We start from the raw sequence: 19,958 nt of genomic DNA, 5'->3' as shown, positions 1-19,958 counted from the left end.
CAAGAGCATGAACATTCTGTGATTTCACTTGGATCCCCGCCTTCGCGGGGATGACGATGCATACTTTGCGTATAAATATTCCGGACACCAGTGCGCAAAGGCGGGAACCTAAGTCGTTCGCTCAGTCGAGATAAATAACGTTGTGTCGACGCGGGCAAGCTTGGGTTCCGCCTTCGCGGGAACGACGTTGCGGTAGCGGTGGCAGTGGCGCGGGAGTGAGTTACACGTTCGGCACCGCCCGATACCCCAGCGTCGACGAAATCCGCGACGCCGTCTGCACCAGGTCTTCGAGCCAGTCTTCCTGTAAGCGGTCGGCCGGCGCCGAGATCGACAATCCCGCCACCAGCTTGCCGCTGTCGTCATGGATGCCGGCCGCCATGCAGCGCACACCCAGTTCCAGTTCCTCGTTGTCGCGCGCATAGCCGCGTGCCCGCACCAGGCTCAGTTCGCGTTCGAGCCGCGCCAGTTCGGTGATCGAATTGCGCGTGTGGCCGGACAGCCCCGTGCGGGTGGCGTAGGCGCGGATCGCCTTGACGTCGTCCACCGATAAAAACAGCTTGCCGGTGGAGGTCAGGTGCAGCGGGCCGCGCCCGCCGATGGCGCGCACCACCTGCATGCCCGAGCGCTCCGAAAAGGCGCGGTCGATGTAGACGATCTCGTCGCCCTGGCGCACCGACAGATTGACCGTCTGCTGGGTCTTGCGGTGCAGGGCGCGCATGGCGTCCAGCGCCGCCTCGCGCACCGACAGCCGGCTCTTGACCACATTGCCCAGTTCCAGCAGGCGCATGCCGAGGCGGTAGGTGCCCGGCTCGACCCGGTCGACGAAGCGCGTGACGACCATGTCGTTGAGGATCCGGTGCGCGGTCGAGGGATGCAGGCCCGATACCCGCGACAATTCCTTGAGGCTGACAGGGTCGGTATAGCTCGCCAACGCATCGAGCAGCGCCATCATGCGTTCGATGACCTGGATCGACGTCTTGGCTGGAGTAGGGGTTTCCATTTTCATGATGTGGTTGGTGCAGTGCAGTATCGTTCACTTTATACCATGATGTGAAAAGACCATGCAAACCGGCGGGTTGCGTCGGGAGCCAACTTGCCACATGCTTGTGCGCGGACGGGGCATAATGTCGTTCCTGCATGTTTGAATGGCAAGAACGATGGAAAACCCGATCAGCGAATTCAAGACCTTGCGCGGCCTGGAGCGCATTGGCGCCGCCTGCCGCAATACCTGGGACGGCCTGCGCTGGGCCTGGCGCAGCGAAGCGGCGTTCCGGCAAGAGGTCGTGGTGATCGTTATCGCCAGCGTGGTGGCGCTGCTGCTGCCGGTGTCCGGCTTCCAGAAGCTGGCCCTGGTCGGCGTGCTGGTCGTGGTGCTGGTGGTCGAGCTGATCAATTCGGCGATCGAGGCGGTGGTCGACCGCATCTCGCTGGAGCGCCATCCGTTGTCCAAGGCGGCCAAGGACTTGGGCAGCGCCGCGGTGGCCCTGACCCTGCTGCTGGCGGCCGCTACCTGGGCCGTGGTGCTGTACAACCGATTTGTTTGAAGCCATCCGCGTGGATGGCGCGTTTATTGAGGGCCGTCCCTGCCCACACCTGCGGGCGGCGCTATGTATGACTCAACCATGGAGAAGACTATGACCTTACGCCTCGGCGACACCGCTCCCGATTTCGAACAGGATTCCAGCATCGGCAAGATCCGCTTCCACGAATGGGCGGGCGATTCCTGGGTGGTGCTGTTCTCGCACCCGGCCGACTTCACGCCGGTGTGCACGACCGAACTGGGCCTGACCGCCAAGCTCAAGCCGGAGTTCGACAAGCGCAACGTCAAGGCGATCGCGCTGTCGGTCGACCCGGCCGACAAGCACGTCGACTGGATCAAGGATATCGAAGAAACGCAGAAAACCGTGGTCGGTTTCCCGATCGTGGCCGATGCCGACCGTTCGGTCTCGACCCTGTACGACATGATCCATCCCGAGCAGTCGGCCACCGCCACCGTGCGCTCGCTGTTCGTGATCGACCCGAACAAGAAGATCCGCCTGACCATCACCTATCCGATGAGCACCGGCCGCAACTTCGACGAAGTGCTGCGCGTGATCGACGCCCTGCAGCTGACCGACGGCTATACCGTCGCCACGCCGGGCAACTGGAAGGATGGCGACAACGTCATCATCCCGCTGACCGTCACCGATCCAGACGTCATCAAGCAGAAGTATCCGAAAGGCTTCGAGGCGCCGCGTCCATACCTGCGCCTGACGCCACAGCCGAACAAGTAATCCGCATCGCACACCAAAACGGCGAGCCCGGCAATGCCAGGCTCGCCGTTTTTATTTGGTATTTCACAACGACAGCCAAAAAATAATGCGCTCCGTACGAATTTTTCCGCATAAGAACATGCGCTTTTGCCTCGCTGCCACATAGCAATTCGCATCTAAACAAATAAGTATTCTTTCGTTTGCTTTATGAACACAGCGTGAGAATATGCGATTCCGATAGAAGAATTTGTAATAAGGACTCGCATGACTTCGCTTGCCATGCCAGGCAGCACAGCAGCGCACAAGCCCGCCAAGAGGCCGGGCCGGGTGATTCCCGGTTTCGGCATTTCGCTGGGCTTTACGCTGTTCTACCTGGCGCTGATCGTCCTCATCCCGCTGTCCGCGGTGTTCCTGAATACCTTTAGCATGAGCTGGGCGGATTTCTGGGCGACCGTCACGTCCGAGCGCGTGATGGCGTCCTATCGCCTGAGCTTCGGCGCGTCCCTGATCGCGGCCGTCATCAACGTCATCTTCGGCGGCATCGTGGCCTGGGTGCTGGTGCGCTACCAGTTTCCCGGCAAGCGCCTGGTCGATGCCCTGGTCGACCTGCCGTTCGCGCTGCCCACCGCGGTGGCCGGCATCACGCTGACCGCGCTGTACGCCCATAACGGCTGGATCGGCCAGTACCTGGCCACGTTGGGCATCAAGGTCGCGTTCTCGCCGCTGGGCGTGGTGGTGGCGCTGACCTTCATCGGCCTGCCGTTCGTCGTGCGCACGGTGCAGCCGGTGCTGGAAGAAGCCGAGCGCGAACTCGAAGAAGCCGCCGCCAGCCTGGGCGCGGCGCCGCTGCAGACCTTCATCCGTGTGGTGCTGCCGACCATCACCCCGGCGCTGCTGACCGGCTTCGCGCTGGCCTTTGCGCGCGCCACCGGCGAATACGGTTCCGTCATCTTCATCGCCGGCAATCTGCCGATGGTGTCCGAGATCACGCCGCTGCTCATCATTTCCAAGCTGGAGCAATACGACTACGCCGGCGCGACCGCGATCGCGGTGGTGATGCTGGTGTTCTCCTTCATCCTGCTGCTGGCAATTAATCTTCTTCAGGCGTGGACGCGCAAACGGGCGGGCAAGTCATGAGCGCGGTCCTCGACAACGTGGCGCCGGCCAAGCGCCCGGCGAACAGCAAGCGCCTCGACACCAGCGTGCTCGAGCCGGGCTGGGTGCGCATCACCCTGATCGCCGTCGCGCTCATCTTCCTGACCCTGTTCCTGTTCATCCCGCTCGCCGCGGTGTTCACCGAGGCGCTCAAGAAGGGCTGGGAGGTCTATGTCGAATCGGTGATCGACGCCGATGCGCTGTCGGCCATCAAGCTGACCCTGATCGCGGCCGCGATTTCGGTGCCGCTGAACCTGGTGTTCGGCGTGGCGGCGGCATGGGCCATCGCCAAGTTCGAATTCAGGGGCAAGAGCATCCTGCTGACCCTGATCGACCTGCCGTTCTCGATCTCGCCGGTGATCGCGGGCCTGATGTACGTGCTGGTGTTCGGCGCCTCGGGCTGGTTCGGCCCATGGCTGGCGGAACACGACATCAAGATCCTGTTCGCGGTGCCGGGCATCGTGCTGGCCACCGTGTTCATCACCTTCCCCTTCGTGGCGCGCGAGCTGATTCCGCTGATGCAGCAGCAGGGCACCGAGGAAGAAGAAGCCGCGCTGGTGCTGGGCGCCTCGGGCTGGTCGACCTTCTGGCGCGTGACGATGCCGAACATCAAATGGGGCCTGCTGTATGGCGTGATCCTGTGTAATGCCCGCGCGATGGGCGAGTTCGGCGCGGTGTCGGTGGTGTCGGGCCACATCCGTGGCGAGACCAACACGATGCCGCTGCATGTCGAGATCCTCTACAACGAATACAACTTCACGGCCGCCTTCGCCGTCGCATCGCTGCTGGCATTGCTGGCACTGGTGACGCTGGCCATCAAGTCCTTTATCGAATGGCGCCTGCACGAGTCCCGCAAGGCCTCGACCGCAGCGGCCCCTCACTGAAACGCCGGAGTCAAGCATGACGATCGAAGTACAACATATCCGCAAGCAGTTCGGCCAGTTCACGGCGCTCGACGACGTTTCGCTGCAGTTCCCCGACGGCGAGCTGACCGCCTTACTGGGGCCTTCGGGCTGCGGCAAGACCACGCTGCTGCGCATCATCGCCGGCCTCGAATACCCGGATTCCGGCGCCGTGCTGCTCGACGGCCAGGATTCCTCGCACCGCCACGTGCGCGAGCGCCAGGTGGGCTTCGTGTTCCAGCACTACGCGCTGTTCAAGCACATGACCGTGTTCGAGAACGTCGCCTTCGGCTTGCGCGTCAAGCCGCGCAAGGATCGGCCGAGCGAGACGCAGATTCGCGAGAAAGTCAAAAAGCTGCTCGAACTGGTGCAGCTCGACTGGATCGCCGACCGCTATCCGCCGCAGCTGTCGGGCGGCCAGCGCCAGCGCATCGCCCTGGCGCGCGCGCTCGCGGTCGAACCACGCGTCCTGTTGCTGGATGAACCGTTCGGTGCGCTCGACGCCAAGGTGCGCAAGGAATTGCGCCGCTGGCTGCGCCGCTTGCACGACGAGCTGCACGTGACCTCGATCTTCGTCACCCACGACCAGGAAGAAGCCCTCGAAGTGGCCGACCAGGTGGTCCTGATGAACAAGGGCCGCGTGGAGCAGCTGGGCAGCCCGGACCAGGTATACAACAACCCGGCCTCGCCCTTCGTCTACGGCTTCCTGGGCAACGTCAACCTGTTCCACGGCCGCGTCACCGACGGCGTGCTGGCCAGCGGCGACGTGAGTTTCCAGGCGCCGCAGCATGCCGGCGTGCGCGATGGCGCGGGCATCGGCTACGTGCGTCCGCACGATCTCGATGTCGAGCGCTACACCCCCGGCGCCGCGGGCGTGGTGGCCAAGCTGCGCCGCGCGCATGCGATCGGCCCGCTGGCCCAGCTCGACCTGGAGCGCGCCGACAACCAGCAGATCATCGAGGCGGTGATGCCGAACGAGCGCTTCGCCAGCCTGGGCCTCAAGGAAGGCGAGACGCTGGTCGTGCGTCCGCGCCGCATCGAAGTGTTCGTCGACGAAGGAAACGCAATATGAACTTCCAGCAGCTGCGCTCGGTCCGCGAAGCGGCCCGCCGCGATTTCAACCTGACCGAAGTCGCCAACGCCCTGTTCACCTCGCAGCCGGGCGTGTCGCGCCAGATCCGCGAGCTCGAAGAGGAACTCGGCGTGGTCATTTTCGAGCGCAACGGCAAGCGCCTGACTGGTCTCACGCCACCCGGCAAGGGCATCCTGCGCATCGTCGAAAAGCTGCTGGTCGAAGCCGAGAACCTGCAGCAGGCCAGCCGCGAATACGCCGCGCAGGACAGCGGCACGCTTACGGTCGCCGTGACCCACACCCAGGCGCGCTATGCGCTGCCGCAGGTGGTGCAGTCGTTCCGCGCCGCCTTCCCCAATGTGCGCATCGCCCTGCAGCAGAGCTCACCGGAACACATCGCCGAATGGGTGGCGTCGGGCAAGGCCGATGTCGGGATCGCGACCGAAGGCCTGTCGGCCTTCCCCGACCTGGTGTCCTTCCCGTGCTACCGCTGGAGCCATCTGATCGTGGCGCCCGAGGGACATCCGATCTTCGCCAGCAAGACGCCGCTGCGCCTGGAAGACCTGGCCGAGCATCCGCTGATCACCTACGACGTCGGCTTCACCGGCCGCAGCCACATCGACGCCGCCTTCGTCGAAGCCGGGCTGGCGCCGGACATCGTGCTCACCGCGATGGATTCGGACGTCATCAAGCAGTACGTGTCGCTGGGCCTGGGCGTGGGCATCGTGGCTTCGATGGCTTTCGACCATGGCCGCGACAAGGGCCTGCGCGCGATCGAGGCCTCGCACCTGTTCGCCCAGAACGTGACGCGCCTGGCGGTGCGCCGCGGCAGCTACCTGCGCGCGTATGCCTTCCACTTCATCGAGCGTTTCGCCCAGGGCTATACGCGGGCGGATATCGAGAAGGCGATCGCGACCGCCGACTGACGATCCAGCTGCTGCCCGCCATGCAGATGAAGGCGACATCGAAGGCGAGGAACGGCCTGCCAGTGGTCCAGGCGTTCACCAGCGGCAGGCTGGCCCACAGCGCGCCCGATACCAGCGCCAGTGCGCGCCAGCCCCGCGCCGCCGGGCGGCAGGCCGCATAGACTGCCGCCGCGGCCCAGGCCAGGAAGAAACAGTGGACTTCCCACTGCGCACGCGCCGCCAGTTCCAGCGGCAGCAGGCGGTTGGCCAGCATGAATGCGGCCACCGCGATCGACAGGCCGGCTACGCAGGCCACATTCCCTCTCTCCACCAACAGCAGCCCGACGCCGGCCTGCTTCGCCTTTTGCCGGCGCTTGACCGCCCATAGCATCATGCCGGTCGCCACCATCGCGGCGCCGGCCAGGCTGCTCATGAAGTACAGCCAGCGCAGCAGGGGATCGGCGAAGCGCCCCAGGTGCAGCGCGTAGGCGCCGCCCCAGGTGCTGACTGCGGCGCTGCTGGTGTCGTGCGCCGTCAGCAAAGCGCCGCTGGCGCCGTCGAACAGCAGCCAGGAAGGTGCGACCGAGACCCGGTCGCCATCGCCGCGCACGATGGCGATGCGCGCCGCGCGGTCGCCCGGATGGGTCACGACGATGCGTCCCACCTTGCCGGCGCCCCAGCGCGCGTCCGCCTGCGCCACCAGCGGCGCCAGCCCGGCCAGCGGCGCCGCGCTGCCAGTGCGTGGCGGCGTATCGAAGCGCGGCTGCATCACCTTCGCCATTTCCGACCGCGCCTGCTGCGCACCGAAGGCCGCCAGCGCCGGCCAGGGCATGTAGAAGAACATCAGCGTCACCAGGCCGGTGTACAGGATCATCAGGTAGAACGGCAGCGACAGCACCGAGAAGCCGTTGTGCGCGTCGAGCCAGGAGCGCTGTCCCTTGCCTGGCCTGAAGGTGAAGAAGTCGCTGAAGATGCGGCGGTGGATGACGATCCCGCTGATCACGACGGCCAGCGACATGATCGTGCACAGGCCGACGATCCAGCGGCCCAGCGTGGCCGGCAGGTAGTGCAGCGAGAAGTGGAAGTAATAGAAGAATTCGCCGCCTTGGGTTGCGCGCGGCGTGAGCACGGCGCCGCTGGCGGGATCGAGCAGCGCGCGTTCCCTGCTGTCCCCGCGTTCCCACGCGGCCTCGATCGCATTGGCGCGCGCGCCGGGCAGGACGACTTGCCATTGGTCGGCGTTAGCGCCTTGCCGCGCCAGCGTGTCGAGCGCGCGCTGCGCCGCCACGGCCTGGTCGAGAACGACGGGGCGGGCCGGGATTTCCGGCCGCAGCCACTGCGTGAGTTCGTCGCGATAGTAGCTGATGCCGCCGGTGACGAAGATGGCGAACAGCAGCCATCCGCCCAGCAGGCCGGCCCACAGGTGCAGGCCGGCCATCGACTGGCGCAGGCGCGCTGGTGCCGGAAGAGTGGTCACGTCAGAAGCGGTAGCTGGCGCTCACATTGGCGGTGCGCTCGGCGCTGCGATAGCAGAACGTACGGTCGCAGTCGAACAGGACCTGCTTGTCGAACAGGTTGTTGACGTTGACCGAAAAGCGCCACGGGCCGCGCTCGACGCCGAAGGCGGCATCGACCATGCCGTAGTCCGGATTGGTGAGGCCTTCGTAGCCATAGTCCTGGTAGGAGCGCGACTTGCCGTAGTAGCGCAGTCCCAGCGCGCCATAGGCTTGCACGGTATTGAGCAGCCTGAAGTCGTAGCGCGTCCACACCGAGGCGCTGTGCTTGACCGCGCCGGGTTGCCACAGGCCGCGGTCGCCGTAATTGCTGCGCGTGATCTCGGTCTCGAGCCAGGTGTATTGCGCCACCACGCTCAGGTTGCGCGAGATATTGGTGCGCGCCTCGAGCTCGAGGCCCTGCGATTCGACTTCGCCGGTCTGCACCGTGGAGGCCGGATCCTGCGGCGCGGCGGTCGTGACGTTCTGGCGCACGAGGTTGAAGACCGAGGCGGTGTAGACGGTGCTGGCGTTGTCCGGCTGGTAGCGCAGGCCGGCCTCGAGCTGGCGGCCGGTGGATGGCTTGAGCAGCTCGCCGGTGACGTCGCGGCCGATCGTGGGCGTGAACGAGGTCGCGTAGCTGACATAGGGCGCCCAGCCGGAATCGAACAGGTAGACGCCGCCCAGGCGGCCGGTGGTCTTGCTGGCCGACTGGCGGTAGGCCAGGGTGGAGGTGCCGGCGGCCGGCAGCTCGCGCGTATTCGAATTCCTGGCGCGGTCGTGGCGCAGGCCGGCGGTCACCACCCACTTGTCCCATTTCAGCTGGTCTTGCAGATACAGGCCGGTCTGCTCGAGCGGATAGTCCTCGTTGCGTGGCGCGGCCGCCGGCACGATGGTCTCGTGGCCGCCGTAGACCGGCGCGTACAGGTCGAAATTCGGCATCGGCGTGATCGCATACGGGTAGCGGTCGGTGGTCTCGTTGTCGGCGTAGTCGAGGCCGACCAGCACGTGATGGGCCAGGGCGCCGGTCGTGAAGCTGGCCTGCAGGCGGGTGTCGGCCTGCAGTCCGCGCCAGGCCGAACTGCGCGGATAGAACAGGCGCGTCACCGAGCGGCCATCGGGCAGCAGCGCGCGCGGGAAGACGTTGGTCTCGTCGCGATCGAGTTCGGTGTAGCGCACGTTTTGCTGCACCGTCCAGGTGTCGTTGAAGCGATGCTCGAACTCGTAGCCGACAGCGTGGTTCTCGCGCTCCCAGCGGTTGTCGCGCCCGCCCAGGTTCACGCTGGCCGCGGGCTGGCCCAGCGGGCCGGGATTGCGCAGCTGGTTGGGCCAGGCATACGATTGGTCGTCCTTCTGGTATTGCGCCAGCAAGGTCAGACGGGTGTCGGCGTTCGGCTGCCAGGTCAGGGCCGGCGCCACGTAGACACGGTCGTCGCTGTCGAGGTCGAGGCGGGTGCCCGATTCGCGCGCCAGCACCGTGAGCCGCCAGGTCCATTCGCCGTGTTCATCGAGCGCGCCGCCGACGTCGGCCTTGAACTGCTTGCGGTCGTAGGTGCCGTATTCGACGCCGATCTCGCGTACGGCGTCGCGCGATGGCCGCTTGGACACGGCATTGATCATGCCGCCCGGTGGCGACTGGCCGTACAGCACCGAGGCCGGGCCGCGCAGCACTTCCAGGCGTTCCAGGCCATATGGCTCGATCGGCGCGGCATAGGCCCGGCCGGAAGTGAGCAGGCCGTCGCGGAAGATGCCGGCGGCGCCCAGGTCGAAACCGCGCAGCATCGAGAATTCATCGACCGCCCACGGCTTCATGTTCGGCGTCACGCCGGCCGTGTAGCGCAGGGCTTCGTCGAGCGTCTCGGCCTTGCGGCTGGCCAGTTCGTCGGCCGTGATCACCGACACCGATTGCGGGTTTTCGATCAGGCGCGTCAGGGTCTTGGTGGCGGTGCTGCTGCGCCTGGCGACGAAGCCGTCGACGTCGCCCGGCGCCTGCGTGCGGTCGGCCCGCACCAGCACCTTCGGCAGCGCCGGCAGGCTGGCAGAGCGCGGTGTGGCGGCAGCCGGCGCTGCCGGAGCCTGCTGCAGGATATAGCGGCCCTCGCCTTGCGATACTGCCTGCAGCCCGCTGTCGGCCAGCAGGCGCGACAGGGCCTCGTGTGGCGGCAGCATGCCTTGCACGCCGGGGCTGGAAACGCCGGCGGTGAGCGCGCCGTTGGCGGCGACGTAGACACCCGACTCGGCCGAGAAGCGCGCCAGCACGGCGTTCAGCGGGCCAGCCGCGATGCTGAAGTTGCGTGGCGCGGCTTGCTGGACCGGGGCGGCGTTGGCCGCGACGGCGGACAGGGAAGAGGCGAACATGCTGCATGCCAGCAGGCGGGCGGCGAGGGCGGTTGGCGATCGTGTCATACGGGCTTTCGGAAAGGAGCAAGAATGAAGGTCTTCACCCTGCTTTCCGAACGGTGCGCAAAAAGGGGAACCAGATGCCGTATTATTTTTTCGGGACTACGCTGACCCACCATGGCAACACCTGGCGCACCCGCACCGGTAGCGCCGCTTCCAGCATGGACAGCGCCTGGCCGGTGTCGTCGATCGGGAAGGCGCCGACCACACGCAGGCCGGCGATCGCCGGATCGCAGCCCAGGTGGCCATGCCGGTAGCGCGACAGTTCGGCCAGGAACGCTTCCAGCGACAGGTCTTCGGCGATCAGCATGCCCCGCGTCCAGGCGTCGCGCGCGGCCGGCAGTGCGACCGCGTCCGAGACGCCATCGCGCGTGAACGTGACCTCCTGGCCCGCCTCGACGACCAGCATGGGGCCATGCGCGTCGAACGGCGTGACTTCGACCCGGCCTTCGCTCACGCCAAGGCGCGTGCGGCCGTCGAATTGCCGCACCTGGAAGCGGGTGCCGAGCGCGCGCATGCTGCCCTGGCGGCTCCGCACGACCAGGGGACGGCGCGCGTCCTGGCCGCTCTCGAGCAGGATCTCTCCCTGGTGCAGCACTACCAGGCGCAGCGCGTCGTCGAAGCGTTGGTCGACGACCGTACCGGAGTCGAGCCAGAGCCGCGTGCCGTCGTCCAGCACCGTCTCGCTGCGTTCGCCCACGCCGACGCGGTGCGATGCCGCGAGTCCGGCCAGCGCCACCTGCACCTGTTCCTGGCGCACCGCCTGCCAGCCAAGGCCCGTGGTGAGGGCTGTCAGTGCGAGCGTCTTGAGCAGCTTTCGGCGCTGGCGCTGTGCGCCGGAAGCGTGCAGGGCCGCGCTGGAAGCTTCCGGCGTCTGCCTGGCGATGGCGACATTCTGGCTGATGGCTTCCACCCGCGCCCAGGCCTGCCGGTTGCCGGCGTCACGCGCCAGCCAGTCTTGCCAGCGCCGCCGCTCGGCATCGTCGACCGCGCCGGAGCGGAAGGTGGCGTACCACTCGGCCGCCTGCTCGAGGGTGGCGTAGGGGATGTCCTGCGGCTCGGTCCGGGCGGGCATGCTCAGGCCAGCGCCGCGTGGAAGGACGATGCCGCCGTCAGGCAGTGCAGCATGGCCTGGGCCATGTATTTCTTGACCATGCGTTCCGATACCTGCAGCCGGGCGCCGATCTCGGCATACGTGAGGTCGTGCAGGTGCGCCAGCAGGAAGGCCGCGCGCGGCTTGTCGGGCAGGGCGGCGAGGATGCGGTCGACCTCGACCAGGGTCTCGATGATGATGGCCTGGTGCTCGGCCGAGGGCTGCAGCGCGTCGGGGCGGTCCATCATGGCGGCCAGCCAGGCGCGCTCGATGTCTTCGCGGCGCCAGTGGTCGATCACCAGCCCTTTGGCGATAGTGGTGAGATAGGCGCGCGGATTGCGCTCGCCGTCCAGCGCGCGGGGGCGCACCAGCAGGCGCAGGAAGGTGTCGTGGGCCAGGTCCTCGGCGGTGAAACCGCAGCCCAGCTTGCGGCGCAACCATGCCTGCAGCCAGCCGTGGTGGTCGGCATAGAGCGTGGATAACTGGGGCTGCGCGACGGTGTCAAGACCCGCCATCCGGGTAGTCCTTTAATAATTGAGAATAGTTCTCATTATTATATAGGTCTTGGCGAAGTCAATAAAAATTCATGCCAGAGGCACATAGGAGCCGGTTTTGAGGCAACGCAAAGCGACGGACGTCTGGAAGCGCAGCACATTGTCGTCACCGCCGAACAGCCGTTGCGCGATGTCCTCGAAGTCGAGCATCGTGGCGGCGGAGATCATCAGCAAGAAGTCAGTCTCCCCCGTAATCATGTAGCACTGCTGGACCGCCGGCTCGGCCATGATTCGCTGGCGCATTCCTTCGGTACGCTGAGGGTGCTCGTCGTGCACGCGCACCGAGACAGTCAACAGCAGCGGGCGCCCGAGCCGGTTGGCATCCAGGATGGCAAGCTCGGCCTGGATGACGCCGCTCTCGCGCAGTCGCTGGATGCGGCGCTGGACGGCCGGCGCCGAGAGATTGACGGTTTTGGCGATCTCTCGCTGCGAGACCGTGTTGTCGCGCTGCAGAAGGTCGAGGATGGCCAGGTCGAATTTGTCCAGGCCTGGAAGGAGCGGTAGCATCATCCGAGAGCGAAAATTGCGCGAGGAGGGTTGAATAAGAGTCCAAATATCGATTCTACCGCACTAGAATTTCGAGATGTCCTCCTATAAATCCCATCCCCTCGTTCCGATACTGTCGGTGTTTGGCTCGATCACGTTTCTCTGCCTGGGTACGTCACTGGCGAAGCACACCTTGTTTCCGCTATTCGGTGCACAAGGGACGACCGCGATCCGCGTCGGTTTTTCCGCACTCCTGCTGCTTGCGGTCTGGCGCCCATGGCGTCAGGCGATATCGCGCACCGACGCCGGCAAGCTCATTTGTTACGGTGTAGCCCTGGGCTTGTTGAACCTGTGTTTTTACTTGTCGCTGCGTACCATTCCGTTCGGTGTCGCGGTGGCGATCGAGTTCTCCGGGCCACTGGCGGTAGCCTTGTTCTCGTCACGCCGGCCCCTGGATTTTGCCTGGATACTGGTGGCAGTGATGGGCCTGGGATTGCTTCTCCCAATGGGGCACACGGTCAGCGAACTCGATCCCGTCGGCGTGATGTATGCGCTGGCGGCAGCGGTGTTTTGGGCTGGCTATATTCTTTGTGGCAGACGAATGGAACATCTGCACGCGGGACACTCGGTCGCTCTGGGACTGGCGGTAGCTGCCCTGGTGGTCGTGCCCGTCGGGCTTCCCTATATTGGAACCGCGCTGTTTTCGCCCTGGGTGCTCGCGGTTGGCCTGTGTGTGGCGATCGCTTCCAGTGCGATTCCGTTTTCGCTGGAAATGATCGCTCTCAAACGACTGCCGCCGCAGGCTTTTGGCGTCATGATCAGCATGGAGCCGGCGCTCGCGGCATTGCTGGCGCTGGTACTGCTGGATGAACGACTGAGCTCGCTCCAATGGTTGGCAATCGGTTTGATCGCCCTGGCGTCGGCAGGCAGCAGCGTCACGGTGCGCAGGACGGAAAACAGCTCACCGGGCGGCCGCACCTCGTTTGCCGAATAGTCAGCAGCTCGGCAAAATACATGCCGGCGCCGTTCGCTCATTGACCTGGATTCGTGATCCGGCCGTGGATCTCGTCGATCCGTTTGACCACCTCATCGCTGAGCACGACCTCGGCCGCATCGATGTTTTCCCCGAGTTGCGCCAGCGTGGTCGCCCCGACTATGGTCGAACCCATGAACCAGCGCGAATAACACCAGGCCAGCGCCATCTGCGCCGGCGTCAAGCCATGCTCGCGCGCCAGCGCCGCGTATTCGCGGGTCGCGTCGAACACGCTCGGACGCAGGTAACGCGGACTCCAGGTTGGCGGATAGATCGTCAGGCGCCCGCGTGCCTGCGGGTCGTCGACGTACTTGGCGCTCAGCTGGCCGAAGGCGAGCGGGCTGTAGGCCAGCAGGCTGACGTCTTCGCGGTAGCAGACTTCGTCCAGCAAGGTGGTCTCGAAGGCGCGCGCGGTGAGGTTGTACAGATTCTGGATGGTGGCGATGCGCGGCAGGCCGTGGATCTCGGCCTGCTTGACGAACTCGCACACGCCCCATGGGCTTTCGTTCGACACGCCGATGTGGCGGATCTTGCCCTCCCTGACCAGGTCGGCCAGGGCGCGCAGCGTCTCTTCGATTGCCACGCCATTGCGTTCCTTGCGCGGATCGAACTGGTTGGCGCCGAAGATCGGCACGTTGCGGCTCGGCCAGTGCAGCTGGTAGAGGTCGATGTAGTCGGTCTGCAGGCGCCGCAGGCTGGCGTCGACGGCTGCGCGCAGATTGGCGGCGTCGTGGTTGTGTTTCGACCCGCGGATCCAGGCCTGGCTGCCGTTCGGGCCGGCGATCTTGGTCGCCAGCACCAGCTTGTCGCGACCGCCGCGCGCCTTGAGCCAGGTGCCGATGAAGCGCTCGGTCGAGCCCTGGGTGGCCGCGTTCGGCGGCACCGGATACAACTCGGCGGTGTCGATGAAGTTGATGCCGCGCTCGAGGGCGTAGTCCAGCTGGGCGTGCGCGTCCTGCTCGGTATTCTGCTCGCCGAAGGTCATCGTGCCGAGGCAGACGGTGCTCACCTCGAGATCGGTGCGGCCCAGCGTCTTGCGCTGCATGCTCATTTCTTCTTCTTGTCGGTGGCGCGCAGCGCGTCGGCGCATTCGCGCACCAGGCCCGGGCCGGCGTAGATCAGGCCACTATACAGCTGCACCAGCTTGGCGCCGGCCGCGATCTTGGCCTTCGCGTCCGGGCCGCGCATGATGCCGCCCACGCCGATGATCGGGATGTCGTCGCGCAGCTCGGTCCTGAGCGCGCGGATCACGATGTTCGACTGCTCGAACACCGGCGCGCCAGACAGGCCGCCGGCCTGCTGCGCGTGTTTCATGCCTTCGACGTCGCGCCGGTTGAGCGTGGTGTTGGTGGCGATCACGCCGTCGATCTTGTGGCGCAGCAGGGCGCCGGCGATGTCGCGGATCTGGTCGCCGTCGACGTCGGGCGCGATCTTGAGCGTGATCGGCACGTAGTGGCCATGCTGGTCGGCCAGCTTGGTCTGTTCGGCCTTCAGCTGCGACAGCAGGTCGTCCAGTTCCGAGGCGCCCTGCAGCTGGCGCAGGTTCTTGGTATTGGGCGAGGAGATGTTGACCGTCACGTAGCTCGCATACGGGTACACCTTGCGCAGGCAGTGCAGGTAATCCTCGGCCGCGCGCTCGATCGGTGTGTCGGCGTTCTTGCCGATGTTCAGCCCCAGCACGCCCTGGCGTTCCTGGTAGAAGCGCGAGGCCTGCACATTGGCCACGAAGGCGTCGACGCCGCCGTTGTTGAAGCCCATGCGGTTGATGATGCCGCGCGCGCGCGGCAGGCGGAATATGCGCGGCTTGGGATTGCCAACCTGGCCGCGCGGGGTCACGGTGCCGATCTCGATCGAGCCGAAGCCGAGCGCGGCCAGGCCGTCGATGTAGGCGCCATCCTTGTCCAGGCCGGCGGCCAGGCCGACCGGGTTGGGGAAGGTGATGCCCATGACGGTGCGCGGGTCGGGCAGGGGCTTCCTGAACGCGCCCGTCAGGCCGAGCGCGCCTGCCCGCCGCAGCATGGGCAGGGTCAGGTTGTGGGCGGTCTCCGGATCGAGGGAGAACAGTGCTGGGCGAACGAGGGTGTACAGGAATTTATCGGGCATGGGGAACTCGGTTAAGTTTTCCCCATCATTTTAACTTGACGCGCTGCGGCAAACGTATTCGTGTGTCAACGACTTTGTTAGCACATGTATCACAAGCGGTGTGGCCGGCCTGCAATACTAGCGCTGCAGCACGCCCCATTCGCCGTCGATACGGGCTTCGAGCGGCCTGAAGTTGATCTTGTAGGCCATCTTGGGACTCTGTTCGATCCAGTACCCGAGATAGACGTAGGACAGTCCCAGCTCGTGGGCCTGGTTCACCTGCCACAGGATGTTGTAGGTGCCGTAGGAGGCGTTCTCGACGTCGGGATCGAAGAAGGTATATACCGACGACAGGCCGTCGGACAGCACGTCGATGATCGACACCATGCGCAGGGTGCCGTCGGGCTCGCGGAATTCGACCAGGCGCGTGTTGACGCGGCTTTGCAGCAGGAACTGGGCATACTGGTCGCGGCTGTCCTGGTCCATGCCGCCGCCCACGTGGCGCGTGGTCTGGTAGCGCAGGTAGAGCGCGTAGTGCTCGTCGGAGAAGGCCAGGTTGGCCACCATCGCGACCAGGTCGCCATGGCGCTTCCAGGCGCGGCGCTGGGTGCGGTTGGGCATGAAGTCCTCGCACTTGACGCGCACCGGGATGCAGGCCTGGCAGCCGTCGCAGTAGGGGCGGTAGGTGAAGATGCCGCTGCGCCGGAAGCCGTTCTTGACCAGCTCGGAATACACGTCGGCGTTGATGAGGTGCGACGGTGTGGCGACCTGCGAACGTGCCTGGCGCGCGTCGAGATAGCTGCAGGGATAGGGCGCCGTCGTGTAGAACTGCAGCGTCGCAAATGGCAGGTCGTGTAGGTGCGTCATGCAAAAAACTCTCGAGACGACGTGTGATGAACCTATTCTAGCGAAAACCGGCCCGCAATACCGTTAGCCATCCAACGGTATCGCCGGCGAATTGCCGGATCTGTCGGGCGCTGCGGCCGGCCCTGCGGACGCGGCGGACCGTGCTCCGCCTGGCGCCGCGAGCGGCGGGACGACCGTCCAGTCGCCAATGGTCGGCTCGGCGATGGCGGCGCGCAGGTGCTCCAGGAAGCGGCTGCGCGGGATCGGCGCCGCGCCGAGCGAGGCCAGGTGGCCGGTCTCCTGCTGGCAATCGACCATCCGCACGCCGTGCTGGCGCAGGAAGGCCACCAGATAGGCCAGCGCGACCTTGGAAGCGTCGGACACGCGCGCGAACATCGATTCGCCATAGAACATGCGGCCTATGCAGACGCCATAGGCGCCGCCGACCAGTTCGCCGTCGAGCCAGACTTCGGACGAGTGCGCATAGCCCAGCGCGTGCAGGCCGCTGTAGCCGTCGATGATCTCGCCCGAGATCCAGGTGCCGGGGCCGTCGCGGCGCGGCGCGGCGCAGGCGCGCATCACGTCGCTGAAGGCGGAGTCGAAGCGCACGTCCCAGCGGCCTCCTTCAAGGCGGCTGCGCTCGACCTTGCGCAGCGTCTTGGCCAGGCTCTCGCTCACCTTGAAGTCGGCCGTGAACAGCACCATGCGCGGGTCGGTGCTCCACCACAGGATGGGCTGGCCTTCGGAAAACCAGGGAAAGATGCCGTTGCGGTAAGCCTGCAGCAGGCGCGGCGGAGACAGGTCGGCGCCGGCCGCGAGCAGGCCCGGCGCTTCGACCGTCAATGCCTTGGATACGTCGGGGAACGGCGTATCGGTCTCGAGCCAGGGAATCATCTCAGTCCGGTTCGCGTGGGGCGATCATCGGGCGATGGATGTCGCGGCTGTGAAAGCCAAAGCTGCCGCCCTCGCGCACTTTGATCCGGTCGGCGAAGAACAGTTCCAGCGTGCTGCGGATGGTGGGGAAGGCGAGGTCGTCCCACGGGATCTCGTCTTCGGTAAACAGCCGCACGTCCAGGCTTTCGATGCCGGCCGCGAAGTCCAGGTCGAGCAGGCGCGCCCGGTAGAACAGGTGGACCTGGTGCACATGGGCCACGTTGAGCAGGGTGAACAAGGGCCCGAGCTCGACGTTGGCGCCGGCTTCTTCCTCGGTCTCGCGCACCGCCGCCTGTTCGGTGGTCTCCTCGTTTTCCATGAAGCCGGCCGGCAGGGTCCAGTAGCCGTAGCGCGGCTCGATGGCGCGCTTGCACAGCAAGACCTGGATGTTGCCGCCCGACGTGTCGTCGGGCTGCTCCCAGACGGGGATCGAGCCGACGACGAGTTTCGGATTCTGGTAATGGATCGTGTTGCAATGGGTGCAGACGTAGCGCGGCCGGTTGTCGCCTTCGGGGATGGCCAGCGCGACGGGGTGGGCGCACTCGGAGCAGAATTTCATGGTCGTGTGACGAAATGGTATTGCCCTTACTTTACACCGAATGCAGCAGCGATAGGGCAGTGCCACGGGTGGTGAGCAGGGCCTGTTTGGCGCAGGCCATGAGTGAGAACCTATCCCGGTAGGTGGGAGTCGTTCCTGCCGCGCCTGGCAAGCGTGTGTTGCGTTGCTCGTCGTTGCATGGCTAGCCATGCGGCCTCCTCGCCTTGCCCATGCTCGCCATGCATCGCCATGAACTTCCCCCCCACCTACCGGGATAGGTTCTTAGATCGTGTTGCAATCGCACATGGGCGCAGTATTGCATTTGCCTAATGAGGTGAATGGGCGTATAATTCATTTCACAGACGCGGGGTGGAGCAGTCTGGCAGCTCGTCGGGCTCATAACCCGAAGGTCACAGGTTCAAATCCTGTCCCCGCAACCAGATTCAAAGCCGCTGATTCGCAAGAGTCAGCGGCTTTTTCGTTTTTCAGGCCGACATTTTTAATGTCAGGCAATTCCCTTTCTCCGTCTTAACGGCCTCGACGCAGGTCAAACGCGCTCGTCTCTGTTGCAATGCACACGAGCCCGCCCTGTCCAACTTTGCGAACCGCCGCGCGCATGCGCCATGGCGACATTCAGGGGCGATGACCATGATCGATGTAGACGACATCAACGAGGCCTGGGGCTGGGTTGGCATGAGCGCCGTCGAAGTTCTCGGGGCCAATGCCTTCGGCAACCTCATCATCCGCGACGAGGACGACCATTTCTGGTGCCTGCGTCCGCAAGAACTGGTGTGCGAACCGCTGGCGCGCAGCCGCGCCGCGCTCGATGCGCTGGCCTACAACCAGGATTTCCTCAACGACTGGTATATGCCCGAGGCGGTGCGCCTGGCCGAAGCCGCGCTTGGGCCGCTGACCGAGGGGCGCAGATACTGCCTCAAGATTCCCAGCGCGCTGGGCGGGCACTACGGTTGCGACAACCTGGCCACCGTGCCGCTGGCCGAGCTCATCCGGTTCTCGGGCGAGGGCGCGCAGCAGTTCGACGGCTTGCCGCGCTGGTGCTGAGCGCCATGCCGGCTTCTTTCGGCCGGCAATCGTCTAGCTACCGCCTTCCCTGCGCCCCGCTGCCTGGGAGCGAAGGCGGCCGGCGACAATATGCCACGCCGCCGATGGCACGAACAATGGAAGCATGGGGTCCATCGCCAGATGCTTTCTCAGCAATGGTGCGTTGATGGTCTTGCGGTTTGCTAACCGGTGCAGGATGTCCTTCAACATGGTCTGACGCAGTTCGGACAGCCGCGCACGGTTGCGTTTCAGCTGTACTTCGTCGAGCTGGAACAAACGAGGCAGCGCCAGTTCCAGCTTGGTTTCGTAATGCAGCCGGTCCAGCGATTTCTCGGTGCCCCAGCCCGAGCCGGCGTGGATGTTCACGCCACGGCCGCAGGTGACTTCCGCCGTGGTGCCGAAGGCATAGGCATCCGTCAGGGTACTCAGCTGCAGCCAGAACAGGAAGTCTTCGCCGGCATTGACGAATTCTTCGCGAAAGCGCAGCGCAGCGAACTTCTTGAAGCGGTACACCACGGTCGGGGTTCCAATGACGTTCGCTCTCAGGATCTGCTCCGTCATATTGCCGCGGTAGCGTGCTACCGGGCCGCAGCCGGCGAGGGCCGGGTGTTCGTCTTTGCTGAAACCACTGGTTTGCTCAAACACCGTTTTTGTCTGGCCAATGCGGAAATAATCGGAAAAATAAAAGTCGTTGCCACGCTCCAAGGCGGCATGTGCGCGCACAAGATGCGCCGGGTGCCATGCGTCGTCCGAGTCGAGGAAGGCCACGTAGTGGCAATGCGGCGACACATTGTCCAATCCCTTGTTGCGGGCGGACGCGGGTCCGCCGTTGGGCTGCTCAACGACACGGACCTTGAGTTGCGGAAAATTCCTCAGCACAGCCGCAACCTCGTCGCGCGCCGGTATCGGCGAGCTGTCGTCGACCACGATCACTTCTTCAGGCAAAAGTTCCTGGTTGGCAACTGAGGCAAGGGCTTGCTGGAGAAGGCCTTCCTGACGCTGGAAGTAGGGAATCACGACCGCAATTGCCGCGTCGGAAACATGCGTTTCAGCTCCGCTCGGGCCGCTGTTTGGATGGGAAGACATCGTACTCATGTTGCTGAATATATCACACGCACACGGCGATCCACCGTCCGCTTTTCCTGTCGAAAG

The 19,958-nt window shown here is 65.2% G+C and carries 20 protein-coding genes and 1 tRNA gene; 9 read left to right on the top strand and 12 right to left on the bottom strand.

Annotated features, from left to right (window positions below):
- Window positions 1-220: 220 nt before the first annotated feature.
- Complete coding sequence (locus tag SOM61_RS25345; RefSeq protein WP_123069122.1) at window positions 221-1,006, bottom strand: IclR family transcriptional regulator; 786 nt, start codon at window positions 1,004-1,006, stop codon at window positions 221-223.
- A gap of 151 nt (window positions 1,007-1,157) precedes the next feature.
- Between SOM61_RS25345 and SOM61_RS25340 the strand changes: the two genes are divergently transcribed.
- The 6 genes from SOM61_RS25340 (at window position 1,158) to SOM61_RS25315 (ending at window position 6,307) form a co-directional block, all read left to right on the top strand.
- Entirely contained in the window at window positions 1,158-1,544 is a 387-nt protein-coding gene (locus SOM61_RS25340; protein WP_320476639.1) for a diacylglycerol kinase, read from the top strand.
- 90 nt (window positions 1,545-1,634) lie between these two features.
- Window positions 1,635-2,273 (top strand): peroxiredoxin, encoded by a 639-nt coding sequence (locus SOM61_RS25335; protein WP_109346616.1) that lies wholly within the window; start codon window positions 1,635-1,637, stop codon window positions 2,271-2,273.
- 243 nt (window positions 2,274-2,516) lie between these two features.
- A complete protein-coding gene (gene cysT / locus SOM61_RS25330; RefSeq protein WP_320476638.1) occupies window positions 2,517-3,389 on the top strand; it encodes a sulfate ABC transporter permease subunit CysT in 873 nt (290 codons plus the stop codon).
- Window positions 3,386-4,291: a sulfate ABC transporter permease subunit CysW gene (gene cysW, locus SOM61_RS25325; protein ID WP_320476637.1), complete on the top strand. Its 906-nt coding sequence runs from the start codon at window positions 3,386-3,388 to the stop codon at window positions 4,289-4,291. The genes cysT and cysW overlap by 4 nt, the downstream gene beginning before the upstream one ends.
- A 16-nt stretch (window positions 4,292-4,307) precedes the next feature.
- Window positions 4,308-5,381: a sulfate/molybdate ABC transporter ATP-binding protein gene (locus SOM61_RS25320; protein WP_320476636.1), complete on the top strand. Its 1,074-nt coding sequence runs from the start codon at window positions 4,308-4,310 to the stop codon at window positions 5,379-5,381.
- The gene (locus SOM61_RS25315; RefSeq protein ID WP_147936372.1) at window positions 5,378-6,307 is read left to right on the top strand and encodes a CysB family HTH-type transcriptional regulator; all 930 of its coding nucleotides are present in this window, start codon (window positions 5,378-5,380) and stop codon (window positions 6,305-6,307) included. Before SOM61_RS25320 ends, SOM61_RS25315 begins: the two co-directional genes overlap by 4 nt.
- On the opposite strand, the gene SOM61_RS25310 is transcribed toward SOM61_RS25315, so the two are convergent.
- From SOM61_RS25310 to SOM61_RS25290, 5 genes are all read right to left on the bottom strand, one after another.
- Window positions 6,240-7,763 carry a PepSY-associated TM helix domain-containing protein gene (locus SOM61_RS25310; RefSeq protein ID WP_320476635.1) on the bottom strand — a complete coding sequence of 508 codons (1,524 nt, stop codon included), beginning with the start codon at window positions 7,761-7,763 and terminating at the stop codon, window positions 6,240-6,242. The genes SOM61_RS25315 and SOM61_RS25310 overlap by 68 nt on opposite strands.
- Before the next feature lies 1 nt (window position 7,764).
- Complete coding sequence (locus tag SOM61_RS25305; RefSeq protein ID WP_320476634.1) at window positions 7,765-10,185, bottom strand: TonB-dependent siderophore receptor; 2,421 nt, start codon at window positions 10,183-10,185, stop codon at window positions 7,765-7,767.
- An 82-nt stretch (window positions 10,186-10,267) separates the two neighbouring features.
- Entirely contained in the window at window positions 10,268-11,254 is a 987-nt protein-coding gene (locus SOM61_RS25300) for a FecR domain-containing protein (protein WP_320476633.1), read from the bottom strand.
- Window positions 11,255-11,256: 2 nt separating this feature from the next.
- Window positions 11,257-11,787, bottom strand: coding sequence for a sigma-70 family RNA polymerase sigma factor (locus SOM61_RS25295; RefSeq protein WP_320476632.1), 531 nt, complete (start codon window positions 11,785-11,787; stop codon window positions 11,257-11,259).
- A 69-nt stretch (window positions 11,788-11,856) separates the two neighbouring features.
- A complete protein-coding gene (locus tag SOM61_RS25290) occupies window positions 11,857-12,336 on the bottom strand; it encodes an Lrp/AsnC family transcriptional regulator (protein WP_320476631.1) in 480 nt (159 codons plus the stop codon).
- A gap of 73 nt (window positions 12,337-12,409) precedes the next feature.
- On the opposite strand from SOM61_RS25290, the gene SOM61_RS25285 reads away from it, so the two are divergent.
- Entirely contained in the window at window positions 12,410-13,306 is an 897-nt protein-coding gene (locus SOM61_RS25285; RefSeq protein ID WP_320476630.1) for a DMT family transporter, read from the top strand.
- A 37-nt stretch (window positions 13,307-13,343) separates the two neighbouring features.
- On the opposite strand, the gene SOM61_RS25280 is transcribed toward SOM61_RS25285, so the two are convergent.
- From SOM61_RS25280 to SOM61_RS25260, 5 genes are all read right to left on the bottom strand, one after another.
- On the bottom strand, window positions 13,344-14,390 hold the full coding sequence (locus SOM61_RS25280) for an aldo/keto reductase (RefSeq protein WP_320476629.1): 1,047 nt from the start codon (window positions 14,388-14,390) through the stop codon (window positions 13,344-13,346).
- Between the two features lie 2 nt (window positions 14,391-14,392).
- Window positions 14,393-15,448: a quinone-dependent dihydroorotate dehydrogenase gene (locus SOM61_RS25275; protein WP_320476628.1), complete on the bottom strand. Its 1,056-nt coding sequence runs from the start codon at window positions 15,446-15,448 to the stop codon at window positions 14,393-14,395.
- Window positions 15,449-15,565: 117 nt separating this feature from the next.
- A complete protein-coding gene (locus tag SOM61_RS25270) occupies window positions 15,566-16,294 on the bottom strand; it encodes an arginyltransferase (protein WP_123069113.1) in 729 nt (242 codons plus the stop codon).
- Window positions 16,295-16,357: 63 nt separating this feature from the next.
- Window positions 16,358-17,167, bottom strand: a complete 810-nt coding sequence (gene aat / locus SOM61_RS25265) for a leucyl/phenylalanyl-tRNA--protein transferase (protein ID WP_320476627.1) — start codon at window positions 17,165-17,167, stop codon at window positions 16,358-16,360.
- A gap of 1 nt (window position 17,168) precedes the next feature.
- Entirely contained in the window at window positions 17,169-17,765 is a 597-nt protein-coding gene (locus tag SOM61_RS25260) for an NUDIX hydrolase (protein ID WP_320476626.1), read from the bottom strand.
- A 342-nt stretch (window positions 17,766-18,107) separates the two neighbouring features.
- On the opposite strand from SOM61_RS25260, the gene SOM61_RS25255 reads away from it, so the two are divergent.
- Together SOM61_RS25255 and SOM61_RS25250 are read left to right on the top strand one after the other, a co-directional pair.
- Window positions 18,108-18,184, top strand: a tRNA-Met gene (locus tag SOM61_RS25255).
- 208 nt (window positions 18,185-18,392) lie between these two features.
- The gene (locus SOM61_RS25250) at window positions 18,393-18,806 is read left to right on the top strand and encodes a T6SS immunity protein Tdi1 domain-containing protein (RefSeq protein ID WP_320476625.1); all 414 of its coding nucleotides are present in this window, start codon (window positions 18,393-18,395) and stop codon (window positions 18,804-18,806) included.
- Between the two features lie 33 nt (window positions 18,807-18,839).
- Here the strand turns inward: SOM61_RS25250 and SOM61_RS25245 are convergent, their stop codons facing one another.
- On the bottom strand, window positions 18,840-19,892 hold the full coding sequence (locus SOM61_RS25245; protein ID WP_320476624.1) for a glycosyltransferase family 2 protein: 1,053 nt from the start codon (window positions 19,890-19,892) through the stop codon (window positions 18,840-18,842).
- Window positions 19,893-19,958: the final 66 nt, after the last annotated feature.

Origin of the sequence: Massilia sp. CFBP9012, from assembly GCF_034045115.1 — a bacterium.
Lineage (GTDB): Bacteria > Pseudomonadota > Gammaproteobacteria > Burkholderiales > Burkholderiaceae_D > Telluria.
The sequence above is the reverse complement of the archived record's forward strand: the minus strand, read 5'-3'. Positions and strand labels throughout refer to the sequence as shown.

Bases quoted from the DNA above. Each gene is read 5' to 3' on its own strand.
- SOM61_RS25345 (WP_123069122.1), bottom strand. From the start codon at position 1,006: ATGAAAATGGAAACCCCTACTCCAGCCAAGACGTCGATCCAGGTCATC.
- SOM61_RS25340 (WP_320476639.1), top strand. From the start codon at position 1,158: ATGGAAAACCCGATCAGCGAATTCAAGACCTTGCGCGGCCTGGAGCGC.
- SOM61_RS25335 (WP_109346616.1), top strand. From the start codon at position 1,635: ATGACCTTACGCCTCGGCGACACCGCTCCCGATTTCGAACAGGATTCC.
- cysT (WP_320476638.1), top strand. From the start codon at position 2,517: ATGACTTCGCTTGCCATGCCAGGCAGCACAGCAGCGCACAAGCCCGCC.
- cysW (WP_320476637.1), top strand. From the start codon at position 3,386: ATGAGCGCGGTCCTCGACAACGTGGCGCCGGCCAAGCGCCCGGCGAAC.
- SOM61_RS25320 (WP_320476636.1), top strand. From the start codon at position 4,308: ATGACGATCGAAGTACAACATATCCGCAAGCAGTTCGGCCAGTTCACG.
- SOM61_RS25315 (WP_147936372.1), top strand. From the start codon at position 5,378: ATGAACTTCCAGCAGCTGCGCTCGGTCCGCGAAGCGGCCCGCCGCGAT.
- SOM61_RS25305 (WP_320476634.1), bottom strand. From the start codon at position 10,185: ATGACACGATCGCCAACCGCCCTCGCCGCCCGCCTGCTGGCATGCAGC.
- SOM61_RS25300 (WP_320476633.1), bottom strand. From the start codon at position 11,254: ATGCCCGCCCGGACCGAGCCGCAGGACATCCCCTACGCCACCCTCGAG.
- SOM61_RS25295 (WP_320476632.1), bottom strand. From the start codon at position 11,787: ATGGCGGGTCTTGACACCGTCGCGCAGCCCCAGTTATCCACGCTCTAT.
- SOM61_RS25290 (WP_320476631.1), bottom strand. From the start codon at position 12,336: ATGATGCTACCGCTCCTTCCAGGCCTGGACAAATTCGACCTGGCCATC.
- SOM61_RS25285 (WP_320476630.1), top strand. From the start codon at position 12,410: ATGTCCTCCTATAAATCCCATCCCCTCGTTCCGATACTGTCGGTGTTT.
- SOM61_RS25280 (WP_320476629.1), bottom strand. From the start codon at position 14,390: ATGCAGCGCAAGACGCTGGGCCGCACCGATCTCGAGGTGAGCACCGTC.
- SOM61_RS25275 (WP_320476628.1), bottom strand. From the start codon at position 15,448: ATGCCCGATAAATTCCTGTACACCCTCGTTCGCCCAGCACTGTTCTCC.
- SOM61_RS25270 (WP_123069113.1), bottom strand. From the start codon at position 16,294: ATGACGCACCTACACGACCTGCCATTTGCGACGCTGCAGTTCTACACG.
- aat (WP_320476627.1), bottom strand. From the start codon at position 17,167: ATGATTCCCTGGCTCGAGACCGATACGCCGTTCCCCGACGTATCCAAG.
- SOM61_RS25260 (WP_320476626.1), bottom strand. From the start codon at position 17,765: ATGAAATTCTGCTCCGAGTGCGCCCACCCCGTCGCGCTGGCCATCCCC.
- SOM61_RS25250 (WP_320476625.1), top strand. From the start codon at position 18,393: ATGATCGATGTAGACGACATCAACGAGGCCTGGGGCTGGGTTGGCATG.
- SOM61_RS25245 (WP_320476624.1), bottom strand. From the start codon at position 19,892: ATGTCTTCCCATCCAAACAGCGGCCCGAGCGGAGCTGAAACGCATGTT.